Raw genomic sequence first — 16793 nt, 5'->3', positions numbered from 1 at the left:
GAAGGCTGATCCAGTGAGCGCGAGCAGCATCGAGGTGCGCGGTCTGTCCCGCACCTTCCACACGACCGTCCGGCGGCCGGGTCTCGTCGGCGGTCTGCGCTCTCTCGTGAACCCGGAGCGTGTGCCCAAGCACGCCGTCTCCGACGTCACCTTCGACGTCGCACCGGGCGAACTCCTCGCCCTGCTCGGCCCGAACGGCGCCGGCAAGTCCACCACCATCAAGATCCTCACGGGCATCCTCAGGCCCACCTCGGGCGAGGCCCGGGTCGCGGGCGTGGTGCCGTACGAGGAGCGGGAGCGCAACGCCCGTAACATCGGGGCGGTGTTCGGGCAGCGGACCCAGTTGTGGTGGGACCTGCCGGTGCGCGAGTCGTTCGCGATCCTGCGGGACATCTACGAGGTGCCGAAGGCCCAACACGCGGCCCGGCTGCGGGAGTTCGACGACATCCTCGAACTGTCCGCCTTCTGGGACACCCGGGTCCGGCATCTCTCGCTGGGCCAGCGGGTGCGCTGTGACCTGGCCGCCGCGCTGCTGCACGACCCGCCGGTCGTCTTCCTCGACGAGCCGACCATCGGCATGGACGTGGTCGTGAAGGAGCAGGTGCGGGAGTTCCTGCGGCACCAGGTGGAGGAGCGCGGCCGTACGGTCCTGCTCACCACGCACGACATGACCGAGGTCGCCCGGCTCGCCGAGCGGGTCGTCCTCATCAACCACGGCCGGCTGGTCCTGGACGGCACCCTCGACGAGATCCGCCGTAAGTTCGGCTCGACCTGGCAGATCCGCGCGACGCTCGCCGACGCGCACGCCGAGGTCGTGGCCCTGCCCGGCATCGCGCTCGTGCGGCGGGACGGCCCGCAGGTGGTGTTCGGTCCGGACGGAGCCGAGGGGCCGACCGTCCATCAGGCGCTGAAGCAGGTCATCGAGCGGTACGAGGTGACCGAAGTCGCCATGGACGAGGCCGAGTTGGAGGACGTGATGCGGGCCGCCTACGTCCAGGCCGGGCCGCCGGCCGAGGAGGCCTGACATGGCCGCCCCGCACGCCTGGCGCGCCGCCCGCGTGACCCCGCTCGGCGAACTGCTCGCCCCACCCCGCATCACGGCCGCCCTGCTCCGCCTCACCGTGCAGGTGGTCCTGGTGGCGTCCCTGTGGCGCGGCCTGTACGCGCACACCGGCGCCACCGCCGGACTCACCCGCGACCAGGCGGTGACGTACGCCGTCCTGGCCGTACTCGCCTCCCGGCTGCGGGAGTTGGACCAGTACGCGGGCCGGGACACGGTCCTTCAGCACATGCACTTCGGGACGATCATCTACTGGTATCTGCGCCCGCTGCCACCCCAGCGCTACTACGCGCTGCGGGCGTTCGGCGAGCAGATGTACGGGCTGGCCTGGGCACTGACAGGCTACGTCGTCTGCCTCGCGGCCGGGGTCGTGGACCCGCCCAAGTCACCTGCCGCGGCAGGGGTGTTCGCGCTGAGCATGCTGCTCGGCCAGCTGGTCCTCTACTACGTCATGCTCGTCATCGACCAACTCTGCTTCTGGACGCTCCGCAACGGGGCCGCGATGTTGATCCTGATCTTCGCGCAGAACCTGCTGTCCGGGGTGTACGCGCCGCTGTGGTTCTTCCCGGACTGGTTCATCACGATGAGCCGCTTCCTGCCGTTCCAGGCGACGCTCAGTGTGCCGCTCTCGATCTACGTGGGCCGGGTCCCGTTGTCCGACGCGGGGGCCCAACTCGCCCTGCAGACCGCCTGGGTGGTGGCCCTGTCCCTGTTCACCCGGTTCCTGTGGCGGCGCGCCGCCCGTCGAGTCGTGGCCCAAGGAGGTTGATGCGTGTGAATGCCGTCCGGATCGTGTGGCGCATCACGCGCCTCAACTTCCGTGCCCAACTGGAGTACCGCACCGAGTTCTTGCTGATGATCGCGATCGGCGCGATCTGGCAGGTGTCGGTGATCGTGTTCGCGACGGTGCTGCTCACCCGGTTCGCCGGGATGGGCGGCTGGGACAGCTCGGACGTGCTGCTGATCCCGGCGACGCGGATGATGGCGCACGGCCTGATGGTGCTGTTCCTGGGCCGTATGCACGGCATCGGCCGGTACATCCAGGAGGGCCGTATCGACATCTACCTGGTGCGGCCGATGCCGGTCCACCGCCAGGCCCAGCTGGAGTACTTCCCCACCAACGCGATCGGCGACCTGACGGTGGCGACCGGCCTGATGATCGGCGCGCTCAACCGCAGCCACCTGGACTGGACGGCGGGCCGCAGCGCGTATCTGATCGCCGCGCTCATCGGCGGCATGCTCCTGGAGGCGGCCCTCTTCACGGCCGTGGCCGGCGCCTCCCTCCGCTTCCCGTCCGCGGACTACTGGAGCCGCTGGCTGGAGGACCTCCTCGGCACCTTCGGCAGCTACCCGCTCAACGTCCTGCCCCGGGCGGTCGGCGGCTTCCTCACCTACGCCCTTCCGCTCGCGTTCGTCGCCTACCTCCCGGCCGCCGTACTGACCGGGCACGGCCACGACACCGGCGTCCCGTACTGGCTGGCGGCGGCCTCACCGCTCGTGGGCGTAATGGCGTATCTCGGGGCGCGGCTGCTGTGGCGATGGAGCCTGAACCACTACACGGGCGTCAACGGGTGAGCGTGCCACGGGAGTTGTGACCCAGGTCTCAGAGAGGCCGTGCAGCAGATCCGCCCGTTTCCCCGTCGAGGAGGGGTGACAGGAAGGGAGGAGCGTGTGGATCTGGCAGCCAAGTGGGCAACGGGCGCGGGGCGCAACGGAGTTGGGTCGATGGAGGGGGACTTCCATGGATTCGTCGCCGCCCGGTCGGCCGCGCTGTTCCGGGGCGCGCTGGTCCTGACGGGCAGTCGCGACGCGGCGGAGGATCTGGTCCAGGAGACCCTGGAGCGGGTCTGCCGCAAGTGGCGCACGATCAGCGCCAAGGACGCCCCGGACGCGTACGTGCGGCGGATCATGGTCAACCTCGCCAACGACCGTTGGCGACGCTTCCGCCGTACGGCTCAGCACCCGGTGGACGGCGACCCGGCCGCGCCGGGCGACGAGTACGGACGGATCGACAGCCGGGACCAGTTGGTGCGTGCTCTTCAGCAACTGCCCATGCGGATGCGGACGGTGGTGGTGCTGCGGTACTTCCACGATCTGTCCGACGCCGAGATTGCTGCCGACCTGAAGATCTCGCCGAGCACCGTCCGCTCCCAACTGGCCCGTGGAATCAACCGGTTGAGAAGCCAGTTTCCCGCACTCTCCGCCCCTTCATCGCAGCAGCTCACGGAAGGAACCCGATGAGTTCGCACGACCAGCGTTCCTCCGGCTGCACACCCTTCGAAGAGGAACTGATCAACGCCATGAACGACTTCGCGCACTCCACCGACTCACCGGCCTTCGACACGACCGGCATGGTCCACCGCACCCGCCGCAGGCGCGCCACCCTCATCGCCGGTGTCGCCACCGCCCTCATCGTGGCGGGCGGCGGCACGGCACTGGCGTCCATGACGGGCGGCACCTCGCCGACGACGGCGGAGAAGCCCATGACCACGGCGACCACCAAGGGTTCCGACTACAAGAAGGCCATCCTGCTGCTGGACTTCGGCAAGGGGGGAGGCCCCGTCGCCGTCGACTTCACGGGCACGGACCTGCGCACGACCAAGGGGCAATTCCTCAAGGCCGGCATCAAGCTCGGCACGATCCTCAAGACCAAGAGCCCCGGCTGCAAGCAGGCCACGGTCGTCGAGGTCACTCCGCACGCCCCGAAGATCGTGAAAACGGGCGACACCGTGAACGTGAAGCTCTGCGCGGGCTGAGAGAGTTGACCGGGTAGGACCCCCGGCCCTGGGCGTGCGCGCGCGAGCCGCTCAGGACCGGCCGAACCGCTGACGACCGGTACGGCGCAATGCCTTTGGCGACCGGCCTCACTTCAGATCATCACCGGCGACCTCAATCACTCCTGCCTTGATTCGACCTGCGCATGCCGCAATTCCCGTATCCCCGGTATCGGCGAAGCCAGCAACCACAGCGCCGACATCGCGCCCCCGACCGCCGCGACCGTAAGGGTCACTCTCAGGCCCGCCAGTGTGGCCAACTCGCCCCCGATCAGCGCCCCCAGCGGACGTACCCCGTAGTTGACCGTGCTGTACGCGCCCGCCACGCGGCTGCGGAGGCCGTCGGGGACCACCGATGTCTGGAGGGAGTTGAGGTTGACGTCGAGGAGCATCACGCCGAAGGCGGAGAGGAACTCGGCTGCGCCCAGGGTACCGAGGCGGGCCCAGGTCGGGCCGGTAGCCGCCGCGATGAGGGCGAAGGGGGCCGGGAAAAGGACGGCCCCTACGACGATGCTGCGGCCGATGCCGATCCGGCGGGCGATCGCGGGGGACGCCACCGCGCCGAGGAGACCGCCCGTCGCGCCCACGCCGAACGCCAACCCGATGGCGCCGGGCGACAGTTGGAGGACCCGGTCGGCGAACAGGACGAGCAGGCCGGTGCCCGACAGGAACGTGAAGAAATTGACGGTCGTCGCGCAGAGGAGGCCCGCTCGCATCACCGGCTCGTGGATCACGAAGGTCAGGCCCTCTCGCGCACGCCGTAGCAGCGAGGGGCCGGTCGACGTCGTAGGAACGGGAACGGGAACTGGTTCGTCAACTCTCGTACGTCCGACCAGGATTGCCGACGCCACGAACGACAGCGCGTCCGCGATCACCGCGACCGGTGCCGTCAGTGCCTGGACCAGGACGCCGCCGATCGCGGGGCCTGCGATGAAGGACACCGATCTGCTCGCGCTGAGCTTGCTGTTCGCCTCGACGTACGACTCCGCCGGTACGAGGTGGGCGAAGAAGGACGAGTACGCCGTGTTGAAGACGACCGCCGCCATTCCGGTCAGCACGGCCACCGTGTACAGCTGACCGAGCGTCACCGTGTCGAGGGCGTAGGCGATCGGGAGCGACAGCAGTACGGCGGCCCGGATCACGTCCGCGAGCAGCATGAGCCGGCGTTTGGCGGGGCGGTGGTCCACCCAGGCACCCAGGAACAGGCCCAGGAGGTTCGGCGTCCAGACCAGCGCGGTCAGCAGGGCGACCTGGTTCGCGGAGGCGTGCAGCGCGCCAACCGCCATGAAAGGTAAGGCCAGTTCGGAGATCCGGTCGCCGAACTGGGAGATGGACTGGCCGCACCAGAAGCGTACGAAGCGGCGGTCACGCCACAGCGATCCCCCCTTCACTCCGGTAGGTCCGTCGTCGTCTTCTCGCCGTCCTCGTTCCCGGGACCTGGCGATTCCGGCAACGCGTACATCAGCAGGCGGACACCCCGGCCGTCCGCCGGTCGCCGGTCCGGTTCGCGGACGACGTACGGCGCGATCAGTTCCTCGAACGCGTCCTGCAGCACGGCCAGTTCATCCGCCGTCACCACGATCCGGGTGTTGTTCGCCCCGGCGAGCCTGGTCCATTCCGGCTCCAGTTCGGGCGCCGTGTCCATCAGCCAGCGCAGGGGCAGTTCGGCGTTGCGCGCGAACATCTCGCCGGTCAGCACCCGCGCCGCCGAACGGCCCTCCTCGTCCGCCGGATCCTCCGGCGCCTCGAACCGGAAGCCCCGCGCCACCGCCGCCCACCGCCGCTCCCGCCGGTCCGTCCCGCCCTCCGCGTCGCGGACCAGGCCGAAGCCGGCGAGATGGCGCAGATGCCAGCTGGTGACGGACGGGGTGGCGCCCACGTGCGGGGAGAGGCGGGAGGCGGTGGCGGGGCCGTGGCGCTGGAGGCGTTCGAGGATCGCGAGCCGCACGGGGTGTGCCAGCGCGCGCATGGCCTTGGGGTCGGATATCTCTAGGTCGCCGAAACGGTTGCCGGAATCCATGGTCTGAGAGTGTTCTCTCAGAAAGCCTGAGAGTCAACTCTCGGATCGCCTGAGCCAGTTGAGGGTGCGGTGCCTCAAGCCGGCTGTGGCGTCAGGCGCTTGTGGCCCTTCCTGTCGTAGTACTGGACCATCGCGAAGCCGAAGAGCAGGCCGATCGCCGTGCCGACCCCGATCATGGTCCACGCGCGCGTGAGGCCCGCGTCGCCGCGGGCGTCGAAGTAGAGGATCGCCCTTACGCCGTCGCTGAGTTGGCGCATGGGCTCGAAGTGGGAGAGGAAGCGGTAGAAGCCGGGGACGGCCTGGAGGGGGACGGTCGCGCCGGAAGAGGGGAGGCCCAGGACGATGAACACGAACATGGAGACCAGCTGGCCGATTCCGCCGAACGCGGCGTTGATGGCCTGGACGCCGAGGCCGACGGCGAGGGCGGCGCAGTAGGAGTAGATCCACAGGAGCGGGATGTGGGTCGCGTCCATGCCGAGGATGCTGACGCTCGCGAGCATGATCAGGGAGACGCTGAGGAGGGTGATGCCGGCCGTCATGACCATCTTCAGGAGCAGCGTCTGGGTGCGGTTGATGGGGACGGTGGGGCGGCGGGTGTGCCAGGGGCCGATCTCGTTGTCGGCGTAGCCGAGGCCGGTGTCGACGCCGTTGCTGATGACGTTGCCGCCCATGAATCCGGCCAGGACCAGCAGCAGGGTGTAGTAGAAGGCGGTCAGGCCGATGCCGCTGTTGCCGCCGATGGGGTGGCCGACCTGGGTGGCGATCCGCACCGGGTCCGCGAGCAGCAGCTTCTGCGTGGAGTCGGCCTTCGTGGCCGCCGCGCTGAGCTGCTTGCCGATGGTGAGCGAGGCCTGCTGAGCCGCCGTGGAGGAGATCTTGCTCGCGAGGGAGGAGCCGAGGCTGCCCTTGCCGGGGTTGGTCAGCACGGTGATGGTCGGGCGGGCGGTGGCGTTCGTGGTGGTCAGCGCGGCGACGGAGTTCGTGAAGTCGGCGGGGATGACCAGGGCGCCGTAGACCTTGCCGGCGTCGAGTTCGTCCTGGGCCTGGGCTCTCGTGAGCTGGCGCCAACCGGCCGCGCGGCTACCGGAGTTGGTCACGATGGAGTGGGTGATCTGGGTGCCCAGGTTCTGCTGCTGGCCGGTGAGTGGTTTTCCGGTGTCGCTGTTGACGAGGGCGATGGGGAGGTCGTGCAGTTCGCGGTTGGGGTTGACGATGCCGCCCATGTAGAGGAGGGACAGCAGGAATGCGAGCAGGCCGGTGAGCACGGTGGGGATGAGCCACAGTTTGGGGCGGCCGAGGAGTGCGGTGGCGCGCAGGCCCGTAGGGGCGGGGGTGCCGGTGGGGGCGGGGGTGCCGGAGTCGTCGTCCATGGTGGGAAGTCTGCTGCCGGAGTCCGGTGACGACCGCGGTGAAACGCGCCGGGCGCCCCACTTGTTATTGGCTATTGTCCTAGGGGTTCCAGTCGTCGCAGGTCAGAGGAGAGGTGGTGGGTCGTGGCACGCGCGGGACTGACCGCCGACCGTGTCGTGGTGGCCGCCGCCGACCTCGCCGACGAGGTCGGTTTCGAGAACGTCAGCCTGTCCGCGCTGGCCCGTGGCTTCGGTGTGAAGGACGCGAGCCTGTACTCGCACGTCCGGAACCTCCAGGATCTGCGCACCCGGGTCGCGTTCCTGGCGGGCGGCGAGCTGATCGACCGGATCGCCGTCGCGGTCGCCGACCGCACGGGCCGGGAGGCGCTGGGCGCCTTCGCGGACGCGTACCGGGCCTACGCCCTGGAGCACCCCGGCCGGTACGCGGCCACCCAGATCCGCGTCGACCAGTCCCTGATCGCCGACTCCCCCGCCCTGCGCCGCACCGCCGAGATCACCTACGGCATGCTGCGCGCCTACGGCCTGGAGGAACCCGATCTCACCGACGCCGTACGGCTGTTGAGGAGTACGTTCCACGGTTTCTGCGCGCTGGAGTCAAGCGGAGGGTTCGGCGCGCCCCGGGACGTACAGCGCTCCTGGGAGCGTGCGGTCGACGCGCTGCACGTGGCGCTGACGCACTGGCCGCGCGAGGGTCAACTACGGTGACGGAGACGCCGGTTCCGGTCCGCGCCCAGTTGGCATGCTCACCACTTAGACTGGAATCTTCGCGAAGGTCACGTGCCACCCTGGGGGAGGAAGCGCACTGTGTCTCAACAGCGGCTGGGAATAGGTCCCTTGAGAACCTCCGGAGCATCCGAGCCCGACCCACCAGCAAGTTTCCTAAGCTGGTTGGGCCGGTTTGGGTGTGTGGCCGCCGGATACGCGGTCTTCCAGTTTCTGTTCGCAGTGCTGCCCGACTCGATCGACAATGAGCCTGCCAAGTATCTGATATCCGGGCTGAGCGGGTTAGCCACCGCCGGGATGACCTGGCTGGCGGCAGCCCTGCTCCGAGTCCGTACGGCCGCGCCCTCGCCGGTCGCCACCTTTCCTCCCCTCGTTCCGACCGCACCCGGCCCGCTGCCGAAGGTGTTCGCATCCGCATACGATGCCCTCGCCGCCAAGGTCGTTGTGGTCGACGACCCGATCCGGGGCCGACTTGTCGGGTGGCAGCATGCCTTCCAGGAACCGGAACCCCAGGCACATCCCACCGCGTTGGCCACGGCGTACGGGCTGCACACCGTGCTGGATCTGGGTATGCCGGACGGGCGGGTGCACACCGGCGACCTCATCGACACTCTGTGGCGGCTGCGGCTGCAAGGCGGCGGCTGGTCGGCCCAGATGCAGGGATCTGTGGCCCGCCCGGAGATAACAGCCATGGTCCTGGGTGCGTTGGCTCGGGCGGGTGCGTCGCGGGAGCGGCTGGCGGACGAGGTGGCGCGCTGCGAGGCCGGCTTCACCCTTGAACTCGACGGCACGGGAAGAGCATTGACTCATGTCGTCACCACTGTGATACGGGGGCTGCTTCGCGCGGCACCCGAAGCGCCGACGCTGCCTGTGCTGCGCAGCGTCCTTGTCGACGGTGCGCTCACCGACCCACAACGCCAACACCGGCGCTGCTGGGGCCACCGGCTCACGACACTGCCTTGGGCTCCGCACCCCGCCCGGCCCTCCTCACTGCACACGGCACAGGCCGTGGTCGCCTTGGACCGGGCGACCCGAGTCCTGGGTGAGGGACCCGCCGAGCGTTCGGCGCGCGAGGACGGGGTGCGCTGGCTACTGGCCTGCCCCGCGACCGCCCACGACAACTGCGCCGACCTGGCAAACGTGAGGGAGGAAGTGCGGCGGCGGCACTCGGACGATTCCTTGCACACCGAGGTCCTGGGCGTACGGCACTTCACCGCCTCCTGGATCGTGCGCGCACTGCTCACACCGAGTGCCCAGGAGATCGCACGACAGGATGGCCTTGAGGAGAACTGGTTGGAGCGTCTGAACGGTGCCGCGACGGCAGTGTGGGCGGCGCAGAACGACGGTATCTGGTCCTGGAACCTGGACGGATCCTCTTTCACGGTGAACGAGGAAATGCGACACCCCATCTGGATGACCTACCAGGGACTTTCAGCACTGCGGGCTCATGCCGCGTGGATGTACCAGCCGGATACTCAGCCAAAGCCTGCGTGATCCTCAGTCGGCGAGTGAGCGCAGGAGTCCACGACACGGTGACCGCGGCCCGCGCGGTCGTCGCCGAACTGGGCTCCCCCGACCGCCTGTTGGAGCTAATCGCCGAACTGGCCTCCGGTGAGGGCGATCCGGAGACCTGCGCCGGGCTGTCGTACCGTCATGTCCTGGGCTTCGACAAGCTGTTGCTGATCGACGGCGGCCCCCGCCACATGCTGCGCGCGCACCTCTGGCATCCCGGCGCGACGGCGATCGGCGCGGAGGACATTCACAACCACCGTTCCCCGCTTGCCTCTTACGTGGTCCGGGGCCGGCTCGCCATGGAGTTGTACGAGGCGCGGGGCGACGGCGGCATCACGGCGGACCGGTACGAGGAGTCCCTGGCCGAGCGCGGCGCCGACTGGCGGCTGCGGCCGACGGGACCGGCACGGCTGCGGCTGACCCACACGGGCCAGTACGCGGCGGGCAGCGCCTACGCCCTCCCGGCGCATACCCTGCACCGGGCCTGGTGCGACACGGACGTGCCGACCGTGACGCTGTTCCTGGAGACGGGGGCCGAACGGCGGCGCCACACCGACGTGTTCACGGCGGCGGGCCCGCATCCGGGGGCGGTGGCGAAGGTACCGCTCGAAGTGCCGGAGTATCTGGGCGCGTTGAACAATCTGGCGGAGTCGCTCAGAAGTTCGTGAGGGCCTGTCGTACGACGTCGAGGTTGTACGCGTCGATGTCGATGCCCGCGTCGGCGAGTCCGGAGGGCGGGAGCCAGAGATACGCCTGGTCGGGCTCGGGGAGGGTGATCTCCCAAGTGAGCGGCCTGACAAGGAAGTTGTGCTGCCAGTTCTTGGTCTCGCGGCCCCGGTACTCGCTCACGAAGGACGACTCGCCGATCTTGCGGACGATCTCGCCGAGGAGCCCGGTCTCTTCCTTCAGCTCCCGCAGCGCACCGTCCTCGGACCGCTCGCCCGGCTCCAGCTTCCCGCACGGAACGCCCCACACCCGCGGCAGGAACCTCTCGGTGGCACTCCGGCGCACCAGAAGCACGCGTCCGTCGTCGTCCATCACGACGGCCGCCGCCAGTCGCTTGTCGCCGGGGTCCATGGCCATGGTTCCTCGGTCCCTCGCCGGTGATGAGTCCAAAGGGTCTGATACCCAGGAAGGCATCCAACGTACCAGGATCGGCCCGCCCCGGCTGTGGAGCCGGTCTCACCTCCGGACGCCGCCGGACCACTGACCTCCCCATATTTCGCGCGGCTCGACGGCAACCTCCCCCGCACCAGCGGCGACTCGGGGACATGACCAACGCAAGACGGCGAACGGCATAGCGGTCCTGAAGAACGGCACCCTGACCCGGGCCTACGCCCCCGTCACCCCGACCTACGCGACCCCGCTCAACGGGGCGTCACCGACCACGACGATGCTCCGGATCGCCCAGCTGAGTCCGTGAACCGGAAGTCCGTCCGCTTGCCGTCGGCCCACTGAACGGAGACGCCGTGATCCCCGTCGACCTCCACGGACACCAGTTCCGCGAGGGGACGGGGGTCCGGCTCCCCGGTGAGCCGGGCCAGCGCGACGAACAGGGTGGGCCCGTCACCGACGACACCTTCACCGTCCAACAGCCCGTACAAGGAGGTGAGTTCGGCGTCCAGCCCATCCCCCGCCGACCACCCCGTGACCCGGACCGGCGTCCCCTCACCCGCGCCCACCACCAGATGGGCCCGCACCTCCACCGCCCCCTCGGCCACCACCAGGCTGACCACCCGGGCCCCGGAAGCCGCCGTGTGCCGGGAAGCGACCCACCCCTCCCCCACCCCCAACGGCACGATCTCCGTACGGCTCGGATCGCCGCCGAGGAGCACGCTGTTGTCGTACGACGGCGAGGGCACCGTGACCGTGGAGTAGGCGAGGCGCGTGTAGTACGGGTCGTAGCGGACGTCCTCGCTGCCGTGGTTGTGGAGGCGGACCAAGCCGTCCGAACTGGTGGACTGGAGCAGCCAGTTGGCGGGGACGACCCCAGTGACCGCGTCCGCCCGCTCCGCCGGGCCGGGTTCCTCGACCGCCGTCCACACCTCGTGGTCCGGTGGGAGGAGCAGGCCGAGGAAGCCCTTGCTGGCCCAGTACGGGGACACGGGGCCCGAATAGCCTTGCAGGACAGCCTCGTTGGGGCCGTGCCAGCCGAGGGTGAGCAGCCCGTCGGAGTTGACCGCCCCGCGCTCCAGGAAGTACTTCAGCGCGCCCGACGCCAGCCGTCGCGTCTCCCCCGGCGGCAACGGCGTACGGCCCGTCAGCGCCCCCAGCCACAGCGGAGCCGTCGTCGCGAAGCGGTACGTCAGCGATCTGCCCTGGTGCATCGGCGCGCCGTCGCCGCCGAACAGACGGGCGTAGTCGGCGAGATGGCGTTCCAGGCGGCCGCCGTAGAGGTCGAGGAGGCTGGGGTCGTCGGCGAGCCAGGCGTGCAGGACCGGGTAGAGGTGCATCGCCCAGCCGTTGTAGTAGTCGAACTTGCGGCCGTCGCCGTCGGTGTACCAGCCGTCGCCGACGTACCAGTCCTCGATGCGCGACAGGCCCCGGTCGACGGCCTTGCGGGAGGCGTCGGGCTCGTAACCGATCTCCTGGAGGAAGCCGCCCACCGTGACGGGGAACAACTCCCAGTTGCAGGGCCAGGGTTCGGCGGTGAGGGCGTCCGCGAGCCAGGCAGCGGCGCGTTGTCGTACGGGGTCGTCGAGGCGGTCCCAGAGGAGGGGGCGGGTCAGGCGCAGGGCGAGGGCGATCGAGGCCGCCTCGACCAGGGGCTGGCTGCGGTCCTCGATGCTCGGCCAGACGCCCGCGACGCCTGCCGCCAAGCCGTCCGCGTAGCGCTCCAGTGCCGTCTCGTCGCGGCGGAAGGCAGCCAGCAGCAGAGTGCGGGCGTAGCCCTCCAGGCCGTCGGAGAGCCTGCCGGACCAGCTGGTGTGCGTGCCGGGGAGGTGGTAGAGCGCGCGGTCCTCGGTGGCGTACGGCTCCACCGCCGCGAGGAGGGTGTCGGCTGCCGTTTCCCAGTGGGCCCGGGTGTAGCCGGTGCGGGGGCTCAACGCGCGGTCGTCGGCAGGGAGTTGCATCGGCTCGCTTTCACACGCACGGCGGGAGAGTGGAACCTGGGGCGCCCCGGTTCCGGTCGGAACGCCCCAGGGGTCTTTCGGGTCTCACCCCACTCGTACCCGGTCCTCCGGCAGCAGATGCCGGGCGACGAGTGCGTCGCGGACCAGACCCGCGTACACGGTGGCTCCGTGCGCGGAGGTGTGCGTGTTGTCCTTCTTCTCGTTGTAGAGGTAGATGGCCTTGGAGCCTTCCACTCCCAGCGATTCCACCAGCGCCTTGGTCTGCGCCGTGAGGTCGATCAGCGTTACCCCCTCGGCGGCGGCGACCGAGCGGACGACGCCCGGCAGGTCGACGCCGAGTCCGTTCACCAGCAGCGCTGTGTTGTTGTTCAGTGTGCCGTCGGCATTGAACCAGCGTCGGACGATCGGTGTCACGAGGACGGGACGACCTCCCCTGTCACGGATACCCCGTACGAGGGTTTCCAAGTTCGCGCGATACGTGGCCTCGTCGGTCGTCTTGTCGTTGTGGGCCAGCTGGACGAGGACCAGGTCGCCGGGGTGGATCAGCGGCTGAACTGTCCCCCACAGCAAGGGATTCTCCAGGTAGGTGACCGTACTCTCCCCGGAATCCGCGTAGTTGGCGACGGACACGCCCTTGCGCAGGAACTGCGGGAGCTGTTGGCCCCAGCCGGAGTACGGGTCGCCCGGTTGGTCGCAGACCGTGGAGTCGCCGATCAGGATGAGCTGGCGGGGGTGGTGGGCCGGGGTGACGCGGATGTCGGCGAGTGCGGGGGCCGTGCCGCCGAGGGTGAGGTCGAGGCCGGGGGTGCCGTCGGGGCCGGTGGGTTCGCCCTCGGGCGTACGGACGTTCACCGTGAAGCCGCGGGTCACCGTGCGACCGGCCGCCGTGGCCGTCTCGGGGAGCAGGGAGCGCCGGGTCTCGCCGCTGACGGCCGTACTCGCCGCGCTCTCGCCGCCGAGGCGGACCGTGACGTCGTAGGTGCCGGGCGGGACGTCGAAGTGGCAGGCGGTGGCGGTGCAGTTGGCGAGGCCGAGCGGGGGTGTGCGGTCGTGTGCCTGGGCGGGTGCGGTCGAGAGGGCGGTGCTCAGGGTCAGTGCGGCCAGCAGGGCGATGTTGAAACGTCTCATTCGCGGCTCCTCCGTCCGACGACAAGGCCTGGCGGTGGACCGTACCGCTATGGACAAGCGCTTTCTAGACCTGCGGCAGATTTCACTTCATCTCCAACTCCAAGGCTGCGAAAGCCCTTTCGCGAAATCGATTCAACTGCCACCCTCCAAGCACCCGCACCCCCACCCTCCCGAAGGAGGCACCCCCATGTCCGGTTCTGTGAACAGACCGGTTCGCCGCCGCACCTTCGTCCTCGGCGCAGCGGCCACGGCCGGTTCGGCGGCGCTCGCCGGGCCGCTCGCCGAGAGCGCGTCCGCCGCGAGTTTCGGCTACACCGACGACGGTTCGAACTACGTCGTCGACACCGGCGCGAGCCTGGTCTTCAAGGTCAGCAAGACGAACGGCGATCTGACCTCGCTGGTCTACAAGGGCACCGAGTACCAGGGCTACGGCGGCAAGAACTCGCATGTCGAGTCCGGCCTCGGCACCTCCACCGTGACGATCGCGCAGTCGGGTTCGACCATCCTGATCTCCGTCGCGTACGGCGCGCTGAAGCACTACTACGCGGCCCGCAGCGGCGAGAACAACGTCTACCTGTGGACGAACAAGGCCGACACGTCGGTCAGCGCGACCCGCTACATCGTGCGCGTCAAGGCCGGCCTGTTCCTCAACGACGAGCCGGATTCCTACACTTACGCGCCGACCACCATCGAGTCCGCCGACGTCTTCGAGAAGTCCGACGGCCAGACCCGCTCCAAGCACTACTCGAAGAACCGGGTCGTCGACTACGACTACGTCGGCTGGACCACCGGCAGCGTCGGCCTCTGGGTCGTGCGCAGCAACCACGAGAAGGCTTCCGGCGGCCCGTTCTACCGCTCGCTGCTGCGCCATCAGAGCGCGGACGGCGGCGGGTTGTACGAGATCCTGTACTACGGCGAGAACCAGACGGAGGCCCAACGCTTCGGCCTCCAGGGCCCGTACGTCATCGCGCTCACCGACGGCGGCGCGCCCTCCTCCTCGCTGTACCACGCCAACCTCACCACCTCGTGGGCCGATTCGCTCGGCATCTCCGGCTATACGGCGGCGAGTTCGCGGGGCCGCGTCGCGGGCGTGGGCATCACCGGGCGCGACACGGCGTACGCGTACACGGTCGGGCTCGCCAACTCGGCTGCCCAGTACTGGGGTTCGGCGCGGGCCTCGGACGGCTACTTCTCGATCGCGGGGGTGCTGGCGGGGACGTACACACTGACGGTGTTCAAGGGTGAACTCGCCGTCTACACCGGGTCGGTGGCGGTCACGGCGGGCGGGACGACGACGCTGAACAGCATCGCGATCCCCTCCTCGAACGATCCGTCGAACGCGAGCGCGATCTGGCGGATCGGCAACTGGGACGGTTCGCCGAGCGGGTTCAAGAACGCGGACCTGATGACGTACGCGCATCCCTCGGACCTACGGGCCGCGTCCTGGACCGGCAATGTCGTCGTCGGCAGCGGGACGGAGACCTCGGGGTTCCCCTGCTATCTGTGGAAGGACGTCAACAGCGGCATCATCGTGTACTTCAAGCTGACGGCCGCCCAGTCGGCCGCCGCGCACACGCTGCGCATCGGGGTGACGACGGCGTACGCGAACGGCCGCCCGCAGGTCGTCGTCAACGACACCTGGACCTCGGCCGTCCCCTCGCCGCCGACCCAGCCGAGCACCCGGTCGCTGACCGTGGGCTCGTACCGGGGCAACAACAACACGTTCACGTACAGCGTTCCGGCGTCCGCCTGGCTGACGGACGCGAGCGCGTACAACACGCTGAAGATCTATGTCGCGAGCGGCTCGGGGACGACGTCGTTCCTGAGTGCCGGTACGTCGGTCGACGCGATCGATCTGCTGGCGTAGTCGCTCCGCGGGAAGTGCCGCGAAATGCCGTCGATCGTGTGCGGCGCCATCGTGGCTGGTCGCGCCCACGCGGCGGAGCCGCATATCGATACGGCCCCGCGCCCCTACTGGGCGCTGCCGAACCGCGGTTGACTTCGACCAGTCTGCTGAGCGGCAACCTCCGGGCAGGGGACGGCGACTTGAAGGCATGACAGAGCCGAACACGCACCGCCGCTCCCCCGCCCGGCGCCGGGCCGCCGCCGTGGCGACCGGTGCCGCGGCCGCCCTCGGGCTGGTCGCGGTGTCGCTGGTGACCCAGGCGCGGGCCGCCACCGTCATCACCGTCGCCAAGGACGGTTCGGGCCGCTTCACGACCGTGCAGGCCGCCGTGAACGCGGCCGCCGCCGGTGACACCGTCTCCGTCGCGAAGGGCACGTACGCCGAGATCGTCAACGTGCCGGTGAGCAAGACGGGGTTGACCGTCCAGGGCGCCACCGGCAACGCCGAGGACGTCGTCATCACCTATGACCGGGCCGCCGGTTACACCGATGCCGGCGGCAACAAGTACGGGACTTTGGGCAGTTCGGTCGCGACCTTCTCGGCGAGCGGCCTCACCGTCACCGGGATCACCGTCCAGAACACCTTCGACAAGACGGCCCACCCCGAGATCACGGACACGCAGGCCGTCGCGATCACCGCACAGGGCGACCGGCAGACGTTCACCAACGACCGGTTCATCAGCCGCCAGGACACCGTCCTCAACTGGTCGCCGTCGTCGGCCGGTCAGTACCGGCAGTACTTCTACTCGTCGTTCATCACCGGCGACGTGGACTTCGTCTTCGGCAACGCCACCGCCGTCTACGACCGGGTGAACATCCAGCTGCGCAACTCGGGCGCGGCTGCGGGCGGCCTCAACGGCTTCCTCTCCGCGCCCAACACCAGCTCCGCGAAGTCGTACGGCATCCTCGTCACCGGCAGTTCGGTGACCAGCTCGGCGGCGGCCAACACGTACTACCTGGGCCGTCCTTGGCATCCGACGGCGGACGCGGTGGGCCAACTGGTCGTCCGCCAGACCTCGTTGCCCGCCGCCGTGAAGGTCGCCGGGCCCTGGACGGACATGAGCGGCTACTCGTGGAAGAACGCCCGCTTCTTCGAGTACAGGAACACCGGCGCGGGCGCGACGGTGAACTCCAACCGCCCGCAGCTCACCGACTCCCAGGCCGCGGGCTACACGGCCCAGAAGTACCTGGCGGGCACGGACGGCTGGAATCCGGTCCGGTAACGGT

At 69.4% G+C, this 16793-nt stretch carries 16 protein-coding genes; 10 read left to right on the top strand and 6 right to left on the bottom strand.

The annotated features are described in order from the left end of the window. Positions 1-13 precede the first annotated feature (13 nt). The 5 genes from OG407_RS39075 (at position 14) to OG407_RS39055 (ending at position 3816) form a co-directional block, all read left to right on the top strand. On the top strand, positions 14-1024 hold the full coding sequence (locus tag OG407_RS39075) for an ATP-binding cassette domain-containing protein (RefSeq protein ID WP_405864654.1): 1011 nt from the start codon (positions 14-16) through the stop codon (positions 1022-1024). A 1-nt stretch (position 1025) separates the two neighbouring features. Then, positions 1026-1829: an ABC transporter permease gene (locus OG407_RS39070; protein ID WP_405864652.1), complete on the top strand. Its 804-nt coding sequence runs from the start codon at positions 1026-1028 to the stop codon at positions 1827-1829. Beyond that, positions 1829-2635 carry an ABC transporter permease gene (locus OG407_RS39065; protein ID WP_405864650.1) on the top strand — a complete coding sequence of 269 codons (807 nt, stop codon included), beginning with the start codon at positions 1829-1831 and terminating at the stop codon, positions 2633-2635. The genes OG407_RS39070 and OG407_RS39065 overlap by 1 nt, the downstream gene beginning before the upstream one ends. Positions 2636-2731: 96 nt before the next feature. Further along, the gene (locus OG407_RS39060; protein WP_405864648.1) at positions 2732-3301 is read left to right on the top strand and encodes a SigE family RNA polymerase sigma factor; all 570 of its coding nucleotides are present in this window, start codon (positions 2732-2734) and stop codon (positions 3299-3301) included. Continuing rightward, complete coding sequence (locus OG407_RS39055; protein ID WP_405864646.1) at positions 3298-3816, top strand: hypothetical protein; 519 nt, start codon at positions 3298-3300, stop codon at positions 3814-3816. Before OG407_RS39060 ends, OG407_RS39055 begins: the two co-directional genes overlap by 4 nt. A gap of 137 nt (positions 3817-3953) precedes the next feature. Here OG407_RS39055 and OG407_RS39050 read toward each other — a convergent pair whose 3' ends face one another. The 3 genes from OG407_RS39050 to OG407_RS39040 form a co-directional block, all read right to left on the bottom strand. Beyond that, a complete protein-coding gene (locus tag OG407_RS39050) occupies positions 3954-5225 on the bottom strand; it encodes an MFS transporter (protein ID WP_405864644.1) in 1272 nt (423 codons plus the stop codon). Then, positions 5222-5854, bottom strand: a complete 633-nt coding sequence (locus OG407_RS39045) for an ArsR/SmtB family transcription factor (protein WP_405864642.1) — start codon at positions 5852-5854, stop codon at positions 5222-5224. Before OG407_RS39045 ends, OG407_RS39050 begins: the two co-directional genes overlap by 4 nt. Before the next feature lie 74 nt (positions 5855-5928). Further along, positions 5929-7224 carry a YhgE/Pip domain-containing protein gene (locus OG407_RS39040; RefSeq protein ID WP_405864640.1) on the bottom strand — a complete coding sequence of 432 codons (1296 nt, stop codon included), beginning with the start codon at positions 7222-7224 and terminating at the stop codon, positions 5929-5931. Between the two features lie 123 nt (positions 7225-7347). Between OG407_RS39040 and OG407_RS39035 the strand changes: the two genes are divergently transcribed. The 3 genes from OG407_RS39035 (at position 7348) to OG407_RS39025 (ending at position 10127) form a co-directional block, all read left to right on the top strand. Then, positions 7348-7929, top strand: a complete 582-nt coding sequence (locus OG407_RS39035) for a TetR/AcrR family transcriptional regulator (RefSeq protein WP_405864638.1) — start codon at positions 7348-7350, stop codon at positions 7927-7929. Between the two features lie 315 nt (positions 7930-8244). After that, positions 8245-9441 (top strand): hypothetical protein, encoded by a 1197-nt coding sequence (locus tag OG407_RS39030; protein WP_405864636.1) that lies wholly within the window; start codon positions 8245-8247, stop codon positions 9439-9441. Between the two features lie 14 nt (positions 9442-9455). Continuing rightward, complete coding sequence (locus OG407_RS39025; RefSeq protein WP_405864634.1) at positions 9456-10127, top strand: hypothetical protein; 672 nt, start codon at positions 9456-9458, stop codon at positions 10125-10127. Here OG407_RS39025 and OG407_RS39020 read toward each other — a convergent pair. The 3 genes from OG407_RS39020 to OG407_RS39010 all read right to left on the bottom strand — a co-directional run bounded on the left by OG407_RS39020 (position 10114) and on the right by OG407_RS39010 (position 13661). Then, a complete protein-coding gene (locus OG407_RS39020) occupies positions 10114-10536 on the bottom strand; it encodes an NUDIX hydrolase (RefSeq protein WP_405868830.1) in 423 nt (140 codons plus the stop codon). The two genes, OG407_RS39025 and OG407_RS39020, sit on opposite strands and share 14 nt — an antisense overlap. Before the next feature lie 290 nt (positions 10537-10826). Beyond that, positions 10827-12533, bottom strand: coding sequence for a DUF2264 domain-containing protein (locus tag OG407_RS39015; protein WP_405864632.1), 1707 nt, complete (start codon positions 12531-12533; stop codon positions 10827-10829). Positions 12534-12617: 84 nt separating this feature from the next. Further along, a complete protein-coding gene (locus tag OG407_RS39010) occupies positions 12618-13661 on the bottom strand; it encodes a rhamnogalacturonan acetylesterase (RefSeq protein ID WP_405864630.1) in 1044 nt (347 codons plus the stop codon). A 187-nt stretch (positions 13662-13848) separates the two neighbouring features. Between OG407_RS39010 and OG407_RS39005 the strand changes: the two genes are divergently transcribed. Continuing rightward, the gene (locus OG407_RS39005; RefSeq protein WP_405864628.1) at positions 13849-15528 is read left to right on the top strand and encodes a rhamnogalacturonan lyase B N-terminal domain-containing protein; all 1680 of its coding nucleotides are present in this window, start codon (positions 13849-13851) and stop codon (positions 15526-15528) included. 187 nt (positions 15529-15715) lie between these two features. After that, on the top strand, positions 15716-16789 hold the full coding sequence (locus OG407_RS39000) for a pectinesterase family protein (RefSeq protein WP_405864626.1): 1074 nt from the start codon (positions 15716-15718) through the stop codon (positions 16787-16789). Positions 16790-16793 lie beyond the last annotated feature (4 nt).

It is taken from the genome of Streptomyces sp. NBC_01515 (assembly GCF_045040345.1).
Taxonomy (GTDB): domain Bacteria; phylum Actinomycetota; class Actinomycetes; order Streptomycetales; family Streptomycetaceae; genus Streptomyces.
Note: the sequence above shows the minus strand (reverse complement) of the source record. Positions and strands in the feature narration are given on the sequence as shown.